Here is a 16,993-nt window from a genome sequence, read left to right as displayed (position 1 = left end):
TATGCAGCTTTATCAGCCTGTTCCGCTTAGTCCCCTTGTCATGCTAGATTCGGTGTGGCGTAACCGTCAGCTTATTTGGCAAATGAGTAAACGCGATGTGTTAGGGCGTTACCGTGGCTCCATGATTGGGATGGCTTGGTCGTTCTTTAACCCGCTGTTTATGCTGGCGGTCTACACCTTTGTGTTCAGCGTGGTGTTTGAATCACGTTGGGGTGTGGATACCAGCGAAAGTCGCGGGAGTTTCGCGGTTATTTTGTTCGCAGGTCTGGTGGTACACGGTTTGTTGGCGGAATGTGTGAATCGTGCGCCCGGTTTGATTTTGTCCAATGCCAATTATGTGAAAAAAGTGGTGTTTCCCTTGGAAATCTTGCCGTGGGTTACGTTGGTATCGGCGTTATTTCATACCGGCATCAGCTTGTTGGTGTTGCTGATAGCTGAGCTTATTTTGATGCAGCATGTGCCTTGGACGGTGCTGTTGTTGCCATTGGTGTGGCTGCCGTTTGTCATGGGCATTATGGGGATTAGTTGGTTTTTGGCGGCGCTGGGGGTGTATGTGCGTGATGTGGCGCAAATTACCGGCTTGGTGACGACGGTGTTGCTGTTTATGAGTCCGGTGTTTTACCCCTTGTCTAGATTGCCCGAACATTTCCAAACCGTGCTCTTGCTGAATCCCTTGACGTTTATGATTGAGCAAACGCGGGAAGTGGTGATATGGGGCAACGCGCCGGATTGGGGTGGTTTGTTGCTCTACAGTGTGGTGGCGTGTTTGATCTCTTGGCTGGGGTTTGTGTGGTTCCAGAAAACCAGAGGAGGGTTTGCGGATGTCCTCTGAGTTTGCGATTAAGGTGGAAGGGGTTGGCAAGAATTACCGCCTGTATGACAAGCCGCATCACCGTTTGCTGCAAATGTTGCGTGGCGAGAAGAAAATCTATTACCGGGATTTTTGGGCGGTCAAGGATGTGTCGTTTAGCGTGCGAAAAGGTGAAACGGTGGGGATTATTGGGTGTAATGGCTCCGGTAAATCGACCTTGCTCCAAATGATTTGTGGCACATTGACGCCTAGTACGGGAAGTATCGAAATCAACGGGCGTGTCGCGGCGTTATTGGAGTTGGGTGCTGGTTTTAACCCGGAATTTACCGGGCGTGAAAATGTATACATGGCAGCTTCCCTGTATGGTCTTTCACGGGAAACAATTGATGCAAAAATGATAGCTATTATTGCGTTTGCCGATATTCTTGATTTCATGGATCAGCCGGTGAAAACCTATTCTAGCGGCATGTATGTGCGTTTGGCCTTCGCGGTAATTGCACATGTGGATGCCGATATTCTGGTGGTCGATGAAGCCTTATCCGTGGGTGATGCGTTCTTTACCCAAAAATGTATCCGTTTTCTCCGGCAGTTTATGGAAACGGGTACGGTATTGTTTGTGAGTCATGATACTGCTGCTATCGTCAATTTGTGTAGTAAAGCCGTGTTATTGCGCAGTGGTGAAATTGTCGAAATCGGTACACCCAAAGAAGTTACTGAACATTATCTCGCAGCACTGTATGAAGCGAACCAAGATATTAGAGGGGTGGACGCGGATCAGCCAGAAACCAGTGTGGATGCCAAACCTATTCCGACAGGCTTTGGTACAGGTGATGCGAAAATTATAGCAGTGCAATTGCTAGATCAGGAAGGCGAGCCATTATCATGGGTGGTTGGCGGTGAGTCAGTGATGCTTGATATTCGTTGTGCCGTATTCCGTGATATTCAGCGCCCGATTGTCGGTTTTGAGTTTAAAGATCGGCTGGGTCAGGTCATCTTTTCGGATAATACTTTTTTGGCTTATGCGGATGATGCATTGTCATTGAATGCTGGTACAGAAGTGGTTGCCCGTTTTGAATTTCAATTGCCGCTGTTACCCTCTGGCGATTACAGTATTTCTCCCGCGATTGCGTCGGGAACACAAGAAGACCATATTCAGCATCATTGGTTACATGACGCGATGATTGTACGTGTTCATGCTCAAACGCCTTGTTTGGGATTAATCGGTGTGCCTATGAAAAAAATGCGTTTAAGGATTGAGTGAATGGATTTTACCGGCGAGCGTTTTATGCCAGAGGTGCATGGCAATATCGAATTAGAACATCTGCACCGTTACTTATTGGCGAGCAAAGTTGTTGCGGGTAAAACCGTGCTGGATATTGCCAGTGGTGAAGGATATGGCAGCGCAATGATGGCGCAAACCGCGCTCGACATTATCGGTGTGGATATTTCCCATGAGGCAGTGATACACGCGCAAACCAAGTATCAGCGTGATAATTTGGAGTACCGGCAAGGCTCGTGTTCCGCTATTCCACTGGATGATGCGAGTGTGGATGTGGTGGTGAGTTTTGAAACTATCGAACATCACGATGAACACGACGCGATGATGCGTGAAATCAAGCGGGTATTGCGTCCTAGTGGTGTGCTGATTATTTCCAACCCCGACAAGCTGGAATTCACCGATAAACCGGGTACGCTTAATCCGCATCACATTAAAGAATTGTACCGCGATGAATTTACCGCATTGTTGGATGAGCATTTTAAGCACCGTTGTGTATACGGGCAACGGGTGGTGTATGGCTCGGCGATTTTATGTGAAGACGGTTTAAGCCCGACGGGCAGTTATGAAGTGGCGGATGCGAACTTGTCTGAAATACCCGGCGTGCCTTATGCCATGTATTTAATTGCGGTGGCATCGGATGCAGATATTGCCTTACCGGTATTAAATAGCGGAATTTTGGAACAGCGTATTGAAGATACGGAGATTACCCGTTTTTGGCGTGGGCTAATGGCAGAGCGCGATGCACAGATTAGCAGCCTTGTGATGGAGCGCAACAACCTTATCGCAGAGCGGGACTGCCTTACTATCGAGCGCAATAGCCTTGCAGCAGAGCGAGAAGGTATGTTGAGTTCTATTAGCTTTAAAGTCACCAAACCATTGCGGGTAATGCGTCCTTATGTTGTAAAAACGTATCAGTTTACCCGTAAGGTCATTTCCGTTTGGGCGAAACACCTGTGGCAACAATTACCGATTTCACCCCAGCAAAAGGCCGTGTTGAAAGATAAACTATTTAAGGCTATGCCGCCGCAGTTAGTGAGTTGGAGTCGTACTTACCGCAGTTGGGCCGTTGTGGAAGACGATGATGATTGGGATGATCTGCCGTTAATGCCAGCGCACGGCAATGTGTTGGCAATGGGCGCGTATGTGCCGTTACTGCAAGTACCTCCCCCGGAAAGTGTGCCGGTGAAGTTAATTGCATTTTACCTCCCACAATTTCATGCGATTGCGGAAAATAATGCGTGGTGGGGTGAAGGCTTTACCGAATGGACAAACGTTAAACCCGCGCAACCGCAATTTGTAGGACATTATCAACCGCATGTGCCGGATGAATTGGGTTATTACGATTTGCTGAATTCAAGCGTACAGCAGCGCCAAGTGGCGTTGGCGAAACTCTATGGTGTTGGCGGGTTCTGCTTCTATACTTATTGGTTTGGTGGCAAATTATTGCTGGAAAAACCGGTTGAGAATTACCTCAAAGATCGCAGTCTCGATTTGCCATTCTGCTTGTGCTGGGCGAATGAAAACTGGAGCCGTCGCTGGGATGGTTTGGAAAGTGAGTTGCTAATGACTCAGCAACATTCACCGGAAGATGATCTGCACTTTATCCAATATGTCGCGCAATACATGCGTGATGAGCGCTACATTCGCATTAATGGTAAGCCATTATTGTTGGTGTATCGGCCTAGTTTGTTGCCGTCCGCGAAAGACACCACAAAATGCTGGCGTGAGTGGTGTGCGCAGAATGGCATTGGTGAGATCTACCTTGCGTACACGCAATCTTTTGAGGCAGTGAATCCGAAGAAATACGGTTTTGATGCGGCGATTGAGTTTCCACCGAATAATGTGCCATTAGCTAATCTAGCCGATACGGTTAAGCCGTTAAACGAGCGTTTTACGGGGAAGGTTTACGATTGGCGTGCTTTTGTGAAACGTTCGCGTCATTATAAAAAGCCTGCTTACCCGCTGTTTAGAAGTGTTTGTCCCGCTTGGGACAATACGGCACGTCGCAAGCACAATGGCACGATTTATATCAATAGTACACCAGAGTATTACCAAGAATGGTTGAGCAATGCTGTGGCGGATACTTGTGAACGTGTGCATAACTCCGAGGAACGATTGGTATTTGTGAATGCGTGGAATGAATGGGCCGAAGGGGCGCATTTAGAACCGGATCAGCATTACGGTTATGCTTACCTTGAAGCGACCCGTCGCGCTTTAACTAACGAGGGAAGTTTTAACAGTGCCGGTAAAATCTTGGTGGTGTCGCATGATGCGCATCCGCATGGAGCACAATTTTTGGCACTGGGCATGGTGCGAGCATTAAAGCACGATTTACATTTTGATGTGGAAGTGGTGTTGCTCGGTGATGGGCGGTTGGAAAAAGAATTTGCAGCACTTGCTAATATCCACAAGGTCGATATTCCGGCACAAGGTGAGGGAGAGCTGGTTAAGCTTGCCAATGCATTGATGCAGCGGGGTTACACAAAAGCAATAGTCAATACCACAGTTGCCGGGTGTGTAATTCCTGTGTTTCAGGATGCAGGAATAGAGAGTATTTGTCTGGTGCATGAATTGCCGGGCGTTATTCAGCAATATCATCTCGAAGACTGTACTAAGAAAATTGCTGAACACGCTAAAACCGTGGTATTTCCGGCGCAAACCGTTGCAGATGGGTTTGCCCAATTTGCCCAAGTGGATGAGGGTAAGCAGGTTATTCGCCCCCAGGGTTTGTACCGCAGGAATCAATGGCGGCTTGAGAAAAAGCTGGCAAGATCCACCTTGCGTGAGCATTTGGGATTGGATGCCGATACTAAAATTGTCCTGACAGTTGGCTATGCTGACCACAGGAAGGGGGTCGATTTATTCGTTGAGTGTGCCCTGCAAATATTGGCGCAACGCAAGGACGTTGATTTTGTCTGGGTTGGGCATTGGGAGCAGGGAATGCAGGAGCAGATTGAAGCCCTGCTTGCTACCAACCCTTATAAAAACCGGATTCACTTTGTTGGCTTCCATTCTGAAACCGCCTTATTTTATGCAGCTTCAGATGTTTATGCGTTGACTTCACGGGAAGACCCGTTTCCCAGTGTCGTGCTGGAGTCTTTTGACGCCGGTGTTCCTGTAGTGGCATTTGCAGGTACTGGCGGCGCATCCATCTTGGTCGAAAAAGTTGGTGGGTTGGTTGCGCCTGAACTGGATGTGGCGGCATTTTCATCTGCAATCAAGCAATTGCTCGATGACGCTGCATTGTCTGCGAGTTTGGGTGATGCTGCTCAAAACCATGTGGATGAGCATTTCGCTTTTCGTCCCTATTTGTTTGATTTGTGCGAGATGTTGGGCGTAACAATCCCGAAAGTTTCGGTGATAGTGCCAAATTACAATTATGCACAGTACATTGAGCAGCGGCTGGCGAGTATTTACAGGCAATCTATTCCTGTCTTTGAACTGATCTTGTTGGATGACGCTTCGACCGATCAAAGTATTCCCGCCATCTCGAAGTGGTTGGCGGCAACCCAGACTGAGGCCAAAGTCGTTGTTAATGACAAGAACTCTGGCAATGTGTTTGCGCAGTGGCAGAAGGGTATTGCTCTGGCAAAAGGTGACTATATCTGGATTGCCGAGGCGGATGATCTCAGTGATCCGAATTTTCTTCAAACGGTTTTGCCACCCTTGGTGTCTGCGGAGGCTGTGTTAAGTTATTGCGAGTCTCAGCAAATCAATGCCCAAGGCATGGTTATGGCTAAAAACTATCAGGATTATTTGAGTGTCGTGTCCCCGGATAAATGGAAACATGCTTATGCCCTTAATGGTCATGAAGAATGTGCTTCGTCGCTCGCCGTATTAAATACCATCCCCAATGTCAGTGCGGTAGTATTTAAAAGTGCTGTCATTAAGAAGGTTTTTAGTGAAAACTTTGATGAAATTAAGTCTTACCAAAAGGCTGGTGATTGGGTTGTGTATATGCATGTTCTCGCGCAAGGGAATATTGCTTATTCCCCTACAGCGGCAAATCGCCATCGGCGGCATGAAAACAGTGTGATTGCTGGAAAAGGCCGTCAGCTTTTGCTGGAAGAGATAGGTAAGGTTCAACAGTTGTATGCAGCACATTACCCAGTTACTGAAAATGCTAGGTTAAAAGCTGCTAATTATCTGAATTACCTTAAAAAAGAAATTTTATTGTGATGCTGGATGAATTTCTGATGGAGCGGGACGTGTAATGGCAGAACATCAGGTAAGGCATCTCGATTCGATTGAATCACTGCGTGGGGTCGCTGCCCTGATGGTGCTGCTGTATCACTTGGCGGAGTTGGTCAAGATTTCCGTGCCTGAATCGATGGGGTTCATTCCTGCCCGTTTTGGTCTGGGGGTTCCTCTGTTTTACACACTCAGCGGCTTCGTACTCGCGTATGGTTATGCGGATAAACTCTCTGGTCGAGTACAAATCTACCGTTTCTACATACGCCGTCTGTTCAGGATTGCCCCGCTGTTTTACACCATGCTGGTTCTGTGGCTTATGGCTAATTGGGTGGTGTGGGATAAGACATTTTCATTCCAAACCCTGTTTCTCAACGTCAGCTTTCTATTTGGCCTGGTTCCGGGGCAGCATGAAAGCATTGTCTGGGCGGGTTGGTCGATTGGCATTGAAATGCTGTTCTATTTGATGTTCCCCGTGTTTGCCGTACTGATTCCTAGCTTGCGTGCAGCACTGATTGGATTCGTGGTGGCCTGTATATTGTCCACCTCAATCTACAATGCTTATTCGGTAGCGGGGCTTGGCAGTTATGCCTACATGAACCTCGGAACGCATTTGCCTTTTTTCATAGCCGGAATCACCTGTTTCAGGCTATGGCAGGCAATGGCGTTCGCTCGCTCTCCTGTGCTGGGATGGCTGTTGCTGGGGATCTCCATGATTCTCGCTATCACCGTGGCAAGCTCAGATCGATTGGACACGGCACTGATACAGATTGGTTTTGATCGAGGCATCTGGGCGATTGTATTCGGCCTGCTGCTGCTTTCGGCCTGCTATGCCCGCAATCCTGTGCTTGAAAGTTTCCCGTTGCGTCACTTGGGGCAATTAAGCTTTAGCATCTATTTACTGCATCCCATGATAATGGTAGCACTGATCAAACTGGAGTTTCCTGCTCATATCGCAGCACTGACGGGTGGTGGCATGGCAGGTTTTCTGTGTGCGGCACTGATAGCGATTAGCCTAGTTTGGACTTTGAGCACCTTGAGTTTCCGCTTCGTGGAGAAGCCGGGCATTGAATTCGGACGAAACTTGCTTCGAGCTTAATAAGCAGTGTTTCCCGTCACACTTTCGGGCTTGGGTTTTTAAACTCGGTAAACGTTGAGGCGTCATGACCAATCGGTTGCTGCTCACTGCTACTGTGAATATAAATCCGCCGATAACTATCCGCCATCTGCTGCACCGTAAACTGCTGTTCCAACAATTCCCGGCTGGCACACCCCAGCCGCTCACGCAGCGCAGCATCATCTGCCAGCGTCTTGAGTGCCAATACCGCCGTGTCATCATGCTGGAACAAATAGCCATTGCGCCCATCTTGCACAAGATCGGTATGCCCGGTGCATTCGCTCAACACCATCGGTAAGCGATAACACATCGCTTCTAACCCTGACAGTGGCAAGCCTTCCCACGACGACGTGGATAAGTAAATGTCAGCCATCTGCAATTCTTGCGCGACTTCTTTGGTGCTGACCCAGCCAGTGCAGCGAATATTCGGTGCGGTCAACAAGTGACGCAATTCACCATCGCCGACCCAAACAAAGCGGAATTGGGGTTCATTGGCGAATGCTTGTGCAATCGCATTAAAACGCGCCGGATTTTTCTGGTTAGAAATTCTGCCAACCACCGCAATGGTGCACGGCGCATCATCCGATTTGCTCAAAGCAGATTCCGGTAGCCGTGCACAAGTAATGCCATTGTTAATGTAATCGGCGGCAATGCCGTGGGCGTGGAAGCTCGCCGCTTCCGAAGCCGAGCACGCAATCACCTGACCGCTGCATAAACTGGCGACCTTTTCCAAGCCAATAAACAGCGTTTGTTTGAGCGAAGTCACGTCTTGGCGCAGGAAGGCAACCCCGTGTGGTGTATAAATAACCTTGCCAGATTGCCAGAGCAATTTTGCCGCAATACGCCCCAAAAAACCCGCCTTGGAAGAATGCAGATGAATAACGTCCGCATCGTGTTTGCTCAATAAACGCATTAGGCGCAACAACGCCAATACATCGCCCAATGGAGAAATGTCACGACTGACACCGTGCCAGACTAACAATTTTACCTTTTTAGAAAAAAGACTTGCGTAATTATTGGGCGTATCAGGGCGCTTGCCGTGAATGACAATATGCTCATGTTCCGGCATGGCATGAGTCAGTTGGGCAACAAAATGTAGTACACCTGCGGCGAATGATTCGGCTACGTGGATAACCTTCATAATGGGTATTTGTCTTTACTTTTTGATCGGTTAGCAGATAGTAGCTAATTTCTATATTTTCTGCTCTAGCAGTTGCGCAATATGTTGATTAATGTCCTGCCGAAAGCGCGTGACGGAAAATTGTTGCGCAAATTCACTGATGCTGGCGGCATCCAGCAACTGGGTTTGGCGAGCTTCAAATTCATCCACCGCTTGGCGAATCGCTGCCACGCTTTGTTCTTGAAAATGAATGCCGGTTTTGCCGTGAAGCACGGTTTCAGCCGTTCCGCCTTGATTCAAGCAAATCACCGGCGTGCCGCAGGCTTGCGCTTCGACCGGGATAATCCCGAAATCTTCCAGTGCGGCAAATACCAAGGCTTTCGCTTGCTGCATTAAGATGGCGACCCGTTGATCATCCTGAAAACCGAGAAACTCGATATTCGGAGTGGCCATGCCGCGCAGTTTTTCCATTTCCGGGCCATTGCCTACCACCACCAATTTACGCTTCGTGTGTGCAAAGGCTTGCACAATCAAGTCGATACGCTTGTAGGGGACTAAACGTGAAAAGGCTAGATAATAATCATCCTTATCCGTCACTAAGCTGAAGCGGTTGGTATCAACCGGCGGATAGATGACGTGCGCTTCGCGGCGGTAAATTTTCTGAATGCGTTTGCGAATGTAATGCGAATTGGCGATGAAATGGTCGACGCGATTACTGCTTAGCACATCCCACAGGCGCAAATGGTGCAAGGTACGCCGACTCAGCCAAGATTTAATGCTGCTATTTTGCAGATTACCGCCGCGCAAATAATCATGGTACATATCCCACGCATAGCGCACCGGCGTATGGCAGTAACACACATGCAATTGCCCATGATGCGTCAATGCGCCTTTAGCAACCAAATGCGACGAAGACAGCACCAAGTCGTATTTATCCAAATTGAATTGTTCAATCGCAATCGGAAACAGCGGCAGGTATTGGCGAAAATGTTTACGCGCAAATGGCAGCCGTTGAATGAACGAGGTTTGCGTTTGTTTGCCGCCCAACAGCGATTGGCGGCTGGCATCGTCCAGCCAGTCGACCAAGGCGAAAATATCCGCGTCAGGGTAGAGTGTATTGAATTCTCCCACGCACTTTTCCGAACCGGCGACTTCGTTAAACCATTCATGCACGAGTGCTACTTGCATCTAAAAACCTTGGCCTGATTCCATGTGTCGGTAACAACTTTTTCTTGATTGCTATATAGCCGACTTTGTGTCACAAAAGCTGGAATTCTAGCATAACCGTGAAACTTCTCTCATGCTTTACCTGCACCATTCCAATCAGCTCGAACAACTTGCGCAGCAATTTGCGCAGTTACAACGCGAAAATCCGCTCGAACCCTTGGCGAAAGAACAAGTCGTGGTGCAAAACAGCGGCATGGGGCGCTGGCTTTCGCTGCAAACCGCTGGGTATAACGGCATTACTGCCAATATCCGCTATTTGTTCCCGGCGGAAATGACGTGGGAATTATTGCGCATGGTATTAGCGGAAGTTCCCGAAAAAGACCCGTGTGCGCCAACGGTAATGCGCTGGCGGCTCTTCGATATTTTCCTAAGTGAAGCGGATGAATGGCCGGAACTGGCGCGTTATTTGAGTGGTGGCGCAACCGCCGCTTGGCAATTGGCAGCGCAGGTTGCCAAAGTTTTTGACCAATACCTGTTTTTTCGCCCGGATTGGATTCGCGAATGGGAAAGCGGTAAAGGCGCAAGTGATGATTGGCAAGCGCGGTTGTGGTGGCGGGTTGCCGGTGAACAACAATTGCCGCATTGGGTGCGCCTGCAAGAACGTTTTGCGCACGCACTTGCCAGCATTGATCCTGCGGTGCTGCCTAAACGTATCTGCTTTTTTTCCGTGCCGGTATTGTCGCCCGGTTATGTGCAATTGCTGGGCAAGGTGGCGGAATACCTCGATATTCACATTTACCTGATGAACCCGTGTGCGGATTATTGGGGCGACATCGAGTCCGAAAAGCGTAAGCACAAACAGCAAGCCGATGTGCAAGATTATTTCAGTGTCGGCAACCCTTTGCTGGCATCGTGGGGGCGGCAGGGGCGTGATTTTCTGGATTTGCTGATTGAAGCCAATGCCGATTTGGATGACGTGGAACTGTTCGGCGAACCGGATGAAACTACGCTGCTGGGGCGGATTCAGACCGATATGTTATTGCTGCGAATGCCGGACGTGATGGAATGGGACGCAGCCGATACGTCCATCGCGTTTCACGCCTGTCATTCGCCGATGCGCGAAGCCGAAGTGTTATACGATCAACTGTTGGCGTTGTTTACCGCGCATCCTGACGTGACTCCGGCGGACGTGGTGATTATGACCCCCGACATTGATAAGTATGCGCCGTATTTGGATGCGGTATTTTCGAGTGCGCCTTACCCTTTGCCGTTTAGCATTGCGGATAGTAGCCCCGGTTATGCGCAAAGTATCACCAATCTGTGCGAGCATTTGTTGAGTCTTCCGCAAGGGCGCTGCGATGTCGAAAGCGTGCTGACCTTGCTGGAATTCGAGGAGGTGCGGGCGCGTATTGGCGTGGATGAGGCGCAAGTGCAGCAATGCCGCGCGTGGATTCGGGCCGTCAATATTCGCTGGGGTACGGAGGCTGGAATGCGCCCCGAACTCGGCGGCGCTAATACGCCGGAACATACGTGGCGTTATGGTTTGGATCGCTTGCTGTTGGGTTACGCCATGCCGGGTGAGGCATTGTTCAATGGTATTTTGCCTTGGAATGAGATCGAAGGCAGCCAAGCCGAAATGCTAGGGCGCTTGCAGCAGGTGTTGGAAGCGGTATTCGAGCTGGCAAGCTGGGGGCGACAGTCGCAAACTTTGGCGGAGTGGAACCGACGATTTCGCTATTTGTTGGATGCGGTGGTGGGCGACGATGCGCCCCTGCAAGCGGTGTGGCAAGCCTTGGATAATTTGGAAAAAACCGTAACACAAGCCGGTTTCGGGCAGCCGCTGGAGTGGGCGGTGTTCCAAAGTGCCTTGGCGGAACAACTTGATAAACGCAGCGAATCCGACGGCTTTTTGGGGCGCGGTATCACTTGCTGTGCCTTGATGCCGATGCGCACCGTGCCGTTTCGGTTTGTGGCGCTGATTGGCATGAATGACGGCATTTACCCGCGTCGCGATGCTCGCGCCAGTTTTGACCGCATGGGGCAGGGCATTAAACGGGGCGACCGTCTCAAGCGCGACGAAGACCGTTACCTGTTTCTGGAAAGTATCCTCTCGGCTCGCGATTGGTTGTACCTCAGCTATGTTGGGCAAAGCCCGCAAGATAATAGCGAATTGCCTCCCTCGGTGCTGGTGAGCGAACTCATGGATTATCTGGAACGCTGCGCTCCCGCTTGCCGCGAAGTGCTGCTGACCAAACACCCGTTGCAAGCGTTTAGCCAAAAGTACTTGCGGGGTGAGAAAGGTTTGTTTACGTATAATTCGTACATTGAGCCGCAAGCAGGTAATGCGACCCCGACCGTTTGCCCGACTTTTTGGCAAGATTTCACGCTTCCCGAACCTGATTCCGCCTATCGTTCGCTCAATCTGGTAGATTTGATCCGCTTTTACCAAAACCCAGCGCGGGTGTTTCTCAAAGAGCGCTTCGGCTTACGCCTGAGCGAATACGCGGAAGAACTGCCGGTGCGTGAGCCGTTCGGCTTGGAAAAATTCCGTGAGCGTGACGTGCGCGACTGTATTTTTCAGCAATTGCAGCAAGCCTTGCCGGTGAGTACTGCCGAGCCGTTGTTGCGGGCGCAAGGCTTATTGCCACACGGCAAACCCGGTGAGTTGGTGTTTAGAAAAGAGGCGGATGTTACCGAGGAATTTTTCAACCGCATCCAGCCCTTAGCGGTGTGGCAGCGTGCGCCGTTTAGCCTAACAGATGGCGATTTCCACCTGAGTGGTACGCTCAATAAATTGGATGTGACGGCGGGACGCACACTCTACGAATTCGGCAAACTGAGTTACTGGAACTGGTTGGATGCGTGGTTGCACCATTTAGCGTTGAATACCTTGCCGGAAAGTATTTACCCCCATGTCACGCTGATTCACACGCCGGAAGAGAGTTACCAACTCGAACCGGTCAGCGATGCGCGTGAACAGTTGCTGCAATTGTTGGCGTGGTATTGGCAAGGTTTACAAGCACCGTTACCGTTTTTCCCCAAATCCGGTCTCAATTTGATGGAGCAAAAAGAGCCGGAGGTGGCAAAAGTCATGAGTACGTGGGAGGGCAGCGGCAATTTTGCAGGCGAATGCGAAAAACCCGAATACCGCTTGCTGTACCGTGACAGTAACCCGCTGGAAACGCAGGAAGCAGAATTTATGGCGATTGCCCACGGCGTATTTGGGCAAATGCTTAGCGTAAGGAAATGATCGGCCAGCCTTTTTCCTGTGCGATAGTGCGCAAGGTGTCATCGGGGTCAACGGCGACGGGGTTGTCCACCATTTCCAATAAGGGCAAATCATTGCGGGAATCGCTGTAGAAATAACTGCCCGCTAAGGTTTCCACCCGATTTTCCAGCCAGTGTTGCAAGCGCGTGACTTTGCCTGCTTGAAAGCATGGAATGCCGTCGATGTCGCGGGTATAACGCCCGTCCACCACTTTGGGTTCAGTCGCTAACAAGTGTGGAATGCCAAAGGCTTCGACAATTGGGCCTGTAATAAAGCTGTTTGTCGCCGTAATGACTACCAAGGTATGTCCTTGGGCACGGTGGTATTCCACCAGTTGCCGTGCCGCATCGGTGATCAATGGTTCGACGACACTGGTCATGAATTCGTGGTGCAGTATCGCGAGTTCTGCCATGCTGCGTTCACTGAGTGGTTCAAACGCGAAGGCGGAGTAAGCGTGAATGTCTAGTGTGCCTTGTTTATATTGCTCGAAAAAGTACAGGTTGGCGGTTTCGTATTGCTCAGGTTCAACCAAACCCTTTCTGATTAGAAATTGCCCCCATTGGTAATCACTGTCTCCCTTGAGCAGGGTGTGATCCAAGTCAAAAAGTGCCAAAGTCATGTTTTTCTCACCTTAGTTGACGAAAACCGACGATTGTACCCGCTTTTCACTCGCGTGAAATTGCCGAATCATGACAGTTGTGGAAAAATCAGGGAAAGTTCAGCTTTGGAGAGTGAATCGTGATTGATCAGGAAGGATTCAGAGCCAATGTGGGCATCATCCTCTGCAATTGCGACGGGAAAGTGTTTTGGGGGAAACGGTTAGGACAGGATTCTTGGCAGTTTCCACAGGGAGGAATAGATCAAGGAGAATCGCCGATAGACGCCATGTTTCGCGAACTGTACGAGGAAGTCGGTTTACGGCACGATCAGGTGGAAATTGTCGGGCAAACTCGTGGATGGTTGCGGTACCGCATCCCCCATTACATGATTCGCCGTCGTGCGAAGCCGTTGTGCATCGGGCAAAAGCAGCGCTGGTTTTTGCTGCGCTTGAAGTGCAACGATTATGATGTCAATTTGCAGGCCACCGGGAAACCGGAATTTGATCACTGGGAATGGGTGGATTATTGGCATCCTGCCCACCAAGTGGTGTTTTTCAAACGTCGCGTATACCACCGAGCGCTGAACGAATTAGCGCCGTTGTTAGGATAATACCCACCTCCGTAGAGACGCAACATCTTGCGTCTCTACCCGCACCAGTCGCAACGCTGATTATCTGCCATTATCATGATTTTTCTCATACTCTTGGGCGTTCTGCCCGACGCGCTTTAACCGTTTTGTAGCTATAACTATAGGCGAGGCAGACGTATAACAATACTGCCCATTTTTGATTACAAATTGTTTTTCGCTAAGAGGAAATTTTGATGAAAACAGTAATGGCCATGATGGTAGGTGCGGTAGTGGGCGTCGTAGTAACGGCTGCGGTGGGTTGGAATGTGATGCCAGGGATGATGTTGCATGAAGCGGTTAGCCCGCTAAGTACTGCGGAAACGGTGGATAAAATTAAAGAGAATGCGTTGAGCAAAGGCTGGGTGGTATCCGACGTTAAGCCCTTGCATGAGTCCGTTAAAAAGCACGGAGGCAAGGATTTGAAGCCGGTAATGCTGGTGAACTTGTGCCAAGCTACCCATGCTTCCAATATTCTGGAGCAAGATCAGAATAAGAAAATATCCGTGTTTATGCCATGCACCATTTCAGTCTATGAAAAATCGGACGGCAAAGCCTACATCGGCAGCATGAATGCCGGATTATTGGGGGCGATGTTCGGCGGCAAAGTCGCAGAAGTCATGAAAGACGTTTCCGCCGACCAACAAAGTTTCATCGCTTTTGCCAAGTAATCGCTAAGTAACACCCTGCATGTAAAACCCGCCCGTAGAGACGCAAGATTTTGCGTCTCTACCCTCACACCCCGCCATTATGCTTAAAACGGTTTCACAATCGCTAAAATGACAATCACGATCAGCAATACGCTGGGCGCTTCATTGAACCAGCGATACCATTTGTGATCGTGGGTATTCGCATCATCTCGAAACTTAATCATCAGCTTGTAGCAAGCGTGGTGATAACCCAGTAGCAACACAATCAGCAGCAATTTGGCATGAAACCAATGGGTTGCCACCATCAAATATTGCCAATTAAGCGCCAGCATAATCAAACCAAACACCAGTGTGATCACCGCTCCAATCGTCATAATGGCAAACAAGCGCCGTTCCATGATTTTAAACAGGGTAAAACTGCCGGTGTTTTCCGGCATAGCGTGGTAAACATACAAGCGTGGCAGGTAGAACAGCCCCGCGAACCAAGTCACCATAAAGATGACGTGGATGGCTTTGATCCATTCGTACATAAATTATCCTTTTAACATGGAACGGATTTGCTGTTCCAATTGGTCGAAATCGAAATTACCGAGTTGCATTCGGGTGATTTTGCCGTCTGGGTTAACCAAGAAAGAGGTGGGTGTGACTTTGATGCCGCCAAACGCCCGACCCCATTCGCCCGTTTTGTCGTAGACCAAATCGTATTGCATCCCTTTTAGTTGACGCATGGCTTTGATGGAGGCTTCTTTATCATGCGGCAGGGCAACGGCGATGGTGCGGAATCCCGTGCCTTGCAGCTTTTGGTTCAGATCCACCAAATGTGGGATTTCTTTCACACAGCCGGGGCAATCGGTTGCCCAAAACACCATCAGATAGGGCTTGCCTTTGAGCTTTTCCAACTCAATCGCTTGCCCATCAATGGTTTGCAGCGTGATAGCGGGCGCGGCTTTGATACCGCCTGCCGGAGCGAGTAAGAAAAAGGCTACAATGCCCGCGATGAATGCCAAAATGGCGATTCCTTTGAGATCCAGTTTCATAGGCTTGGTGTTTGTTAATCGTTAAGGAAGGCGTATTATACAGGGATTTTTCAAGCCGACATAAAAAGAGGTAGTGTGAAAAGGAAGATTGGTATTGTTGGCGCGACAGGTTATACCGGCGTTGAATTATTGCGATTATTGGTGAATCACCCCGACATTGACATTACGTGCGTGACCTCGCGCGAATACGCAGGAAGCCGGGTGGATGCGATGTTCCCTAACTTGCGGGGTTATGTCGATTTGGCGTTTACCGCACCCTCTGATGACGCCTTGAGCGCGTGTGACTTGGTATTTTTTGCGACACCCAATGGCATTGCGATGAAAAGTGCGCAAACTTTGTTGGATGCTGGCACTAAGGTGATTGACCTTGCTGCCGATTTTCGCATTAAAGACATCGCGGTGTGGGAAAAATGGTACGGAATGCAACACGCCAGCCCGCAATTGGTGGAAGAAGCGGTGTACGGTTTGCCCGAATTAAACCGAGTGCAAATCCGCAATGCACGGCTTGTCGCTAATCCTGGTTGTTATCCTACCGCTGTTACTTTGGGCTTATTGCCCTTGGTGGAAAACGGTTTGATTGATGTGGCGGGGATTATCGCCGACACTAAATCCGGTGCCAGTGGCGCGGGGCGTAAAGCCGAAGTGCACACCTTACTGGCAGAAGCGGGGGATAATTTCAAAGCGTATGCGGTGGCGGGGCATCGCCATCAGCCTGAAATTGCGCAAACGCTTTCCACGCTTGCCCGCACGTCGGTTAGCCCGGTGTTTGTTCCGCATTTATTGCCGATGATTCGCGGTATTCACGCTACACTGTATGCAATGCTGACCAGCGAGGCCGATTTGCAGCAGCTCTATACCGCCCGCTATGCCAACGAGCCGTTTGTGGATGTGATGCCTGCCGGTTCGCACCCTGAAACCCGCTCCGTGCGTGGCGCAAACATGTGTCGCATGGCGATTCATCGCCCCGGTAATACCGAGCGCGTTGTGGTACTCTCCGTGATTGATAATCTGGTCAAAGGTGCGGCGGGTCAGGCAGTGCAAAACATGAATTTGATGCTGGGTTTAGCAGAAGATACCGCGTTAAAGCAGCCGGGCTTATTGCCCTGATGAATACACCAAGAGATAGTAA

At 49.8% G+C, this 16,993-nt stretch carries 13 protein-coding genes; 8 read left to right on the top strand and 5 right to left on the bottom strand.

All coding sequences use genetic code 11. The features are described from left to right. Positions 1-82 precede the first annotated feature (82 nt). From HMY34_RS06330 to HMY34_RS06315, 4 genes are read left to right on the top strand one after another with little or no spacing between them, the layout of a single operon-like run. Positions 83-832, top strand: coding sequence for an ABC transporter permease (locus tag HMY34_RS06330; RefSeq protein ID WP_266096950.1), 750 nt, complete (start codon positions 83-85; stop codon positions 830-832). Continuing rightward, the gene (locus tag HMY34_RS06325) at positions 822-2,072 is read left to right on the top strand and encodes an ABC transporter ATP-binding protein (RefSeq protein ID WP_202718436.1); all 1,251 of its coding nucleotides are present in this window, start codon (positions 822-824) and stop codon (positions 2,070-2,072) included. The genes HMY34_RS06330 and HMY34_RS06325 overlap by 11 nt, the downstream gene beginning before the upstream one ends. Next, entirely contained in the window at positions 2,073-6,269 is a 4,197-nt protein-coding gene (locus HMY34_RS06320) for a glycoside hydrolase family 99-like domain-containing protein (RefSeq protein ID WP_202718435.1), read from the top strand. Positions 6,270-6,303: 34 nt separating this feature from the next. Continuing rightward, positions 6,304-7,380 (top strand): acyltransferase family protein, encoded by a 1,077-nt coding sequence (locus HMY34_RS06315; RefSeq protein WP_202718434.1) that lies wholly within the window; start codon positions 6,304-6,306, stop codon positions 7,378-7,380. Positions 7,381-7,396: 16 nt separating this feature from the next. Here the strand turns inward: HMY34_RS06315 and HMY34_RS06310 are convergent, their stop codons facing one another. After that, positions 7,397-8,539 carry a glycosyltransferase gene (locus tag HMY34_RS06310; RefSeq protein WP_202718433.1) on the bottom strand — a complete coding sequence of 381 codons (1,143 nt, stop codon included), beginning with the start codon at positions 8,537-8,539 and terminating at the stop codon, positions 7,397-7,399. Between the two features lie 51 nt (positions 8,540-8,590). After that, positions 8,591-9,706 (bottom strand): glycosyltransferase, encoded by a 1,116-nt coding sequence (locus tag HMY34_RS06305; protein WP_202718432.1) that lies wholly within the window; start codon positions 9,704-9,706, stop codon positions 8,591-8,593. Positions 9,707-9,818: 112 nt separating this feature from the next. Here HMY34_RS06305 and recC point away from each other — a divergent pair, with 112 nt between their 5' ends. Then, the gene (gene recC, locus HMY34_RS06300; protein WP_202718431.1) at positions 9,819-12,935 is read left to right on the top strand and encodes an exodeoxyribonuclease V subunit gamma; all 3,117 of its coding nucleotides are present in this window, start codon (positions 9,819-9,821) and stop codon (positions 12,933-12,935) included. On the opposite strand, the gene HMY34_RS06295 is transcribed toward recC, so the two are convergent. Then, on the bottom strand, positions 12,919-13,572 hold the full coding sequence (locus HMY34_RS06295; protein WP_202718430.1) for a histidinol-phosphatase: 654 nt from the start codon (positions 13,570-13,572) through the stop codon (positions 12,919-12,921). The two genes, recC and HMY34_RS06295, sit on opposite strands and share 17 nt — an antisense overlap. 119 nt (positions 13,573-13,691) lie before the next feature. On the opposite strand from HMY34_RS06295, the gene HMY34_RS06290 reads away from it, so the two are divergent. Next, complete coding sequence (locus HMY34_RS06290; RefSeq protein WP_202718429.1) at positions 13,692-14,162, top strand: RNA pyrophosphohydrolase; 471 nt, start codon at positions 13,692-13,694, stop codon at positions 14,160-14,162. Between the two features lie 212 nt (positions 14,163-14,374). Then, the gene (locus tag HMY34_RS06285; RefSeq protein WP_228287993.1) at positions 14,375-14,848 is read left to right on the top strand and encodes a DUF302 domain-containing protein; all 474 of its coding nucleotides are present in this window, start codon (positions 14,375-14,377) and stop codon (positions 14,846-14,848) included. A gap of 83 nt (positions 14,849-14,931) precedes the next feature. Here HMY34_RS06285 and HMY34_RS06280 read toward each other — a convergent pair whose 3' ends face one another. Next, positions 14,932-15,357, bottom strand: a complete 426-nt coding sequence (locus HMY34_RS06280) for a CopD family protein (protein ID WP_202718428.1) — start codon at positions 15,355-15,357, stop codon at positions 14,932-14,934. Between the two features lie 3 nt (positions 15,358-15,360). Then, positions 15,361-15,834: a peroxiredoxin family protein gene (locus HMY34_RS06275; RefSeq protein ID WP_228287992.1), complete on the bottom strand. Its 474-nt coding sequence runs from the start codon at positions 15,832-15,834 to the stop codon at positions 15,361-15,363. Positions 15,835-15,939: 105 nt separating this feature from the next. Between HMY34_RS06275 and argC the strand changes: the two genes are divergently transcribed. Next, a complete protein-coding gene (gene argC, locus HMY34_RS06270) occupies positions 15,940-16,971 on the top strand; it encodes an N-acetyl-gamma-glutamyl-phosphate reductase (RefSeq protein WP_202718426.1) in 1,032 nt (343 codons plus the stop codon). Positions 16,972-16,993: the final 22 nt, after the last annotated feature.

The sequence above is a fragment of the Thiothrix subterranea genome, from assembly GCF_016772315.1.
Lineage (GTDB): Bacteria > Pseudomonadota > Gammaproteobacteria > Thiotrichales > Thiotrichaceae > Thiothrix > Thiothrix subterranea.
The sequence above is the reverse complement of the archived record's forward strand: the minus strand, read 5'-3'. Positions and strand labels throughout refer to the sequence as shown.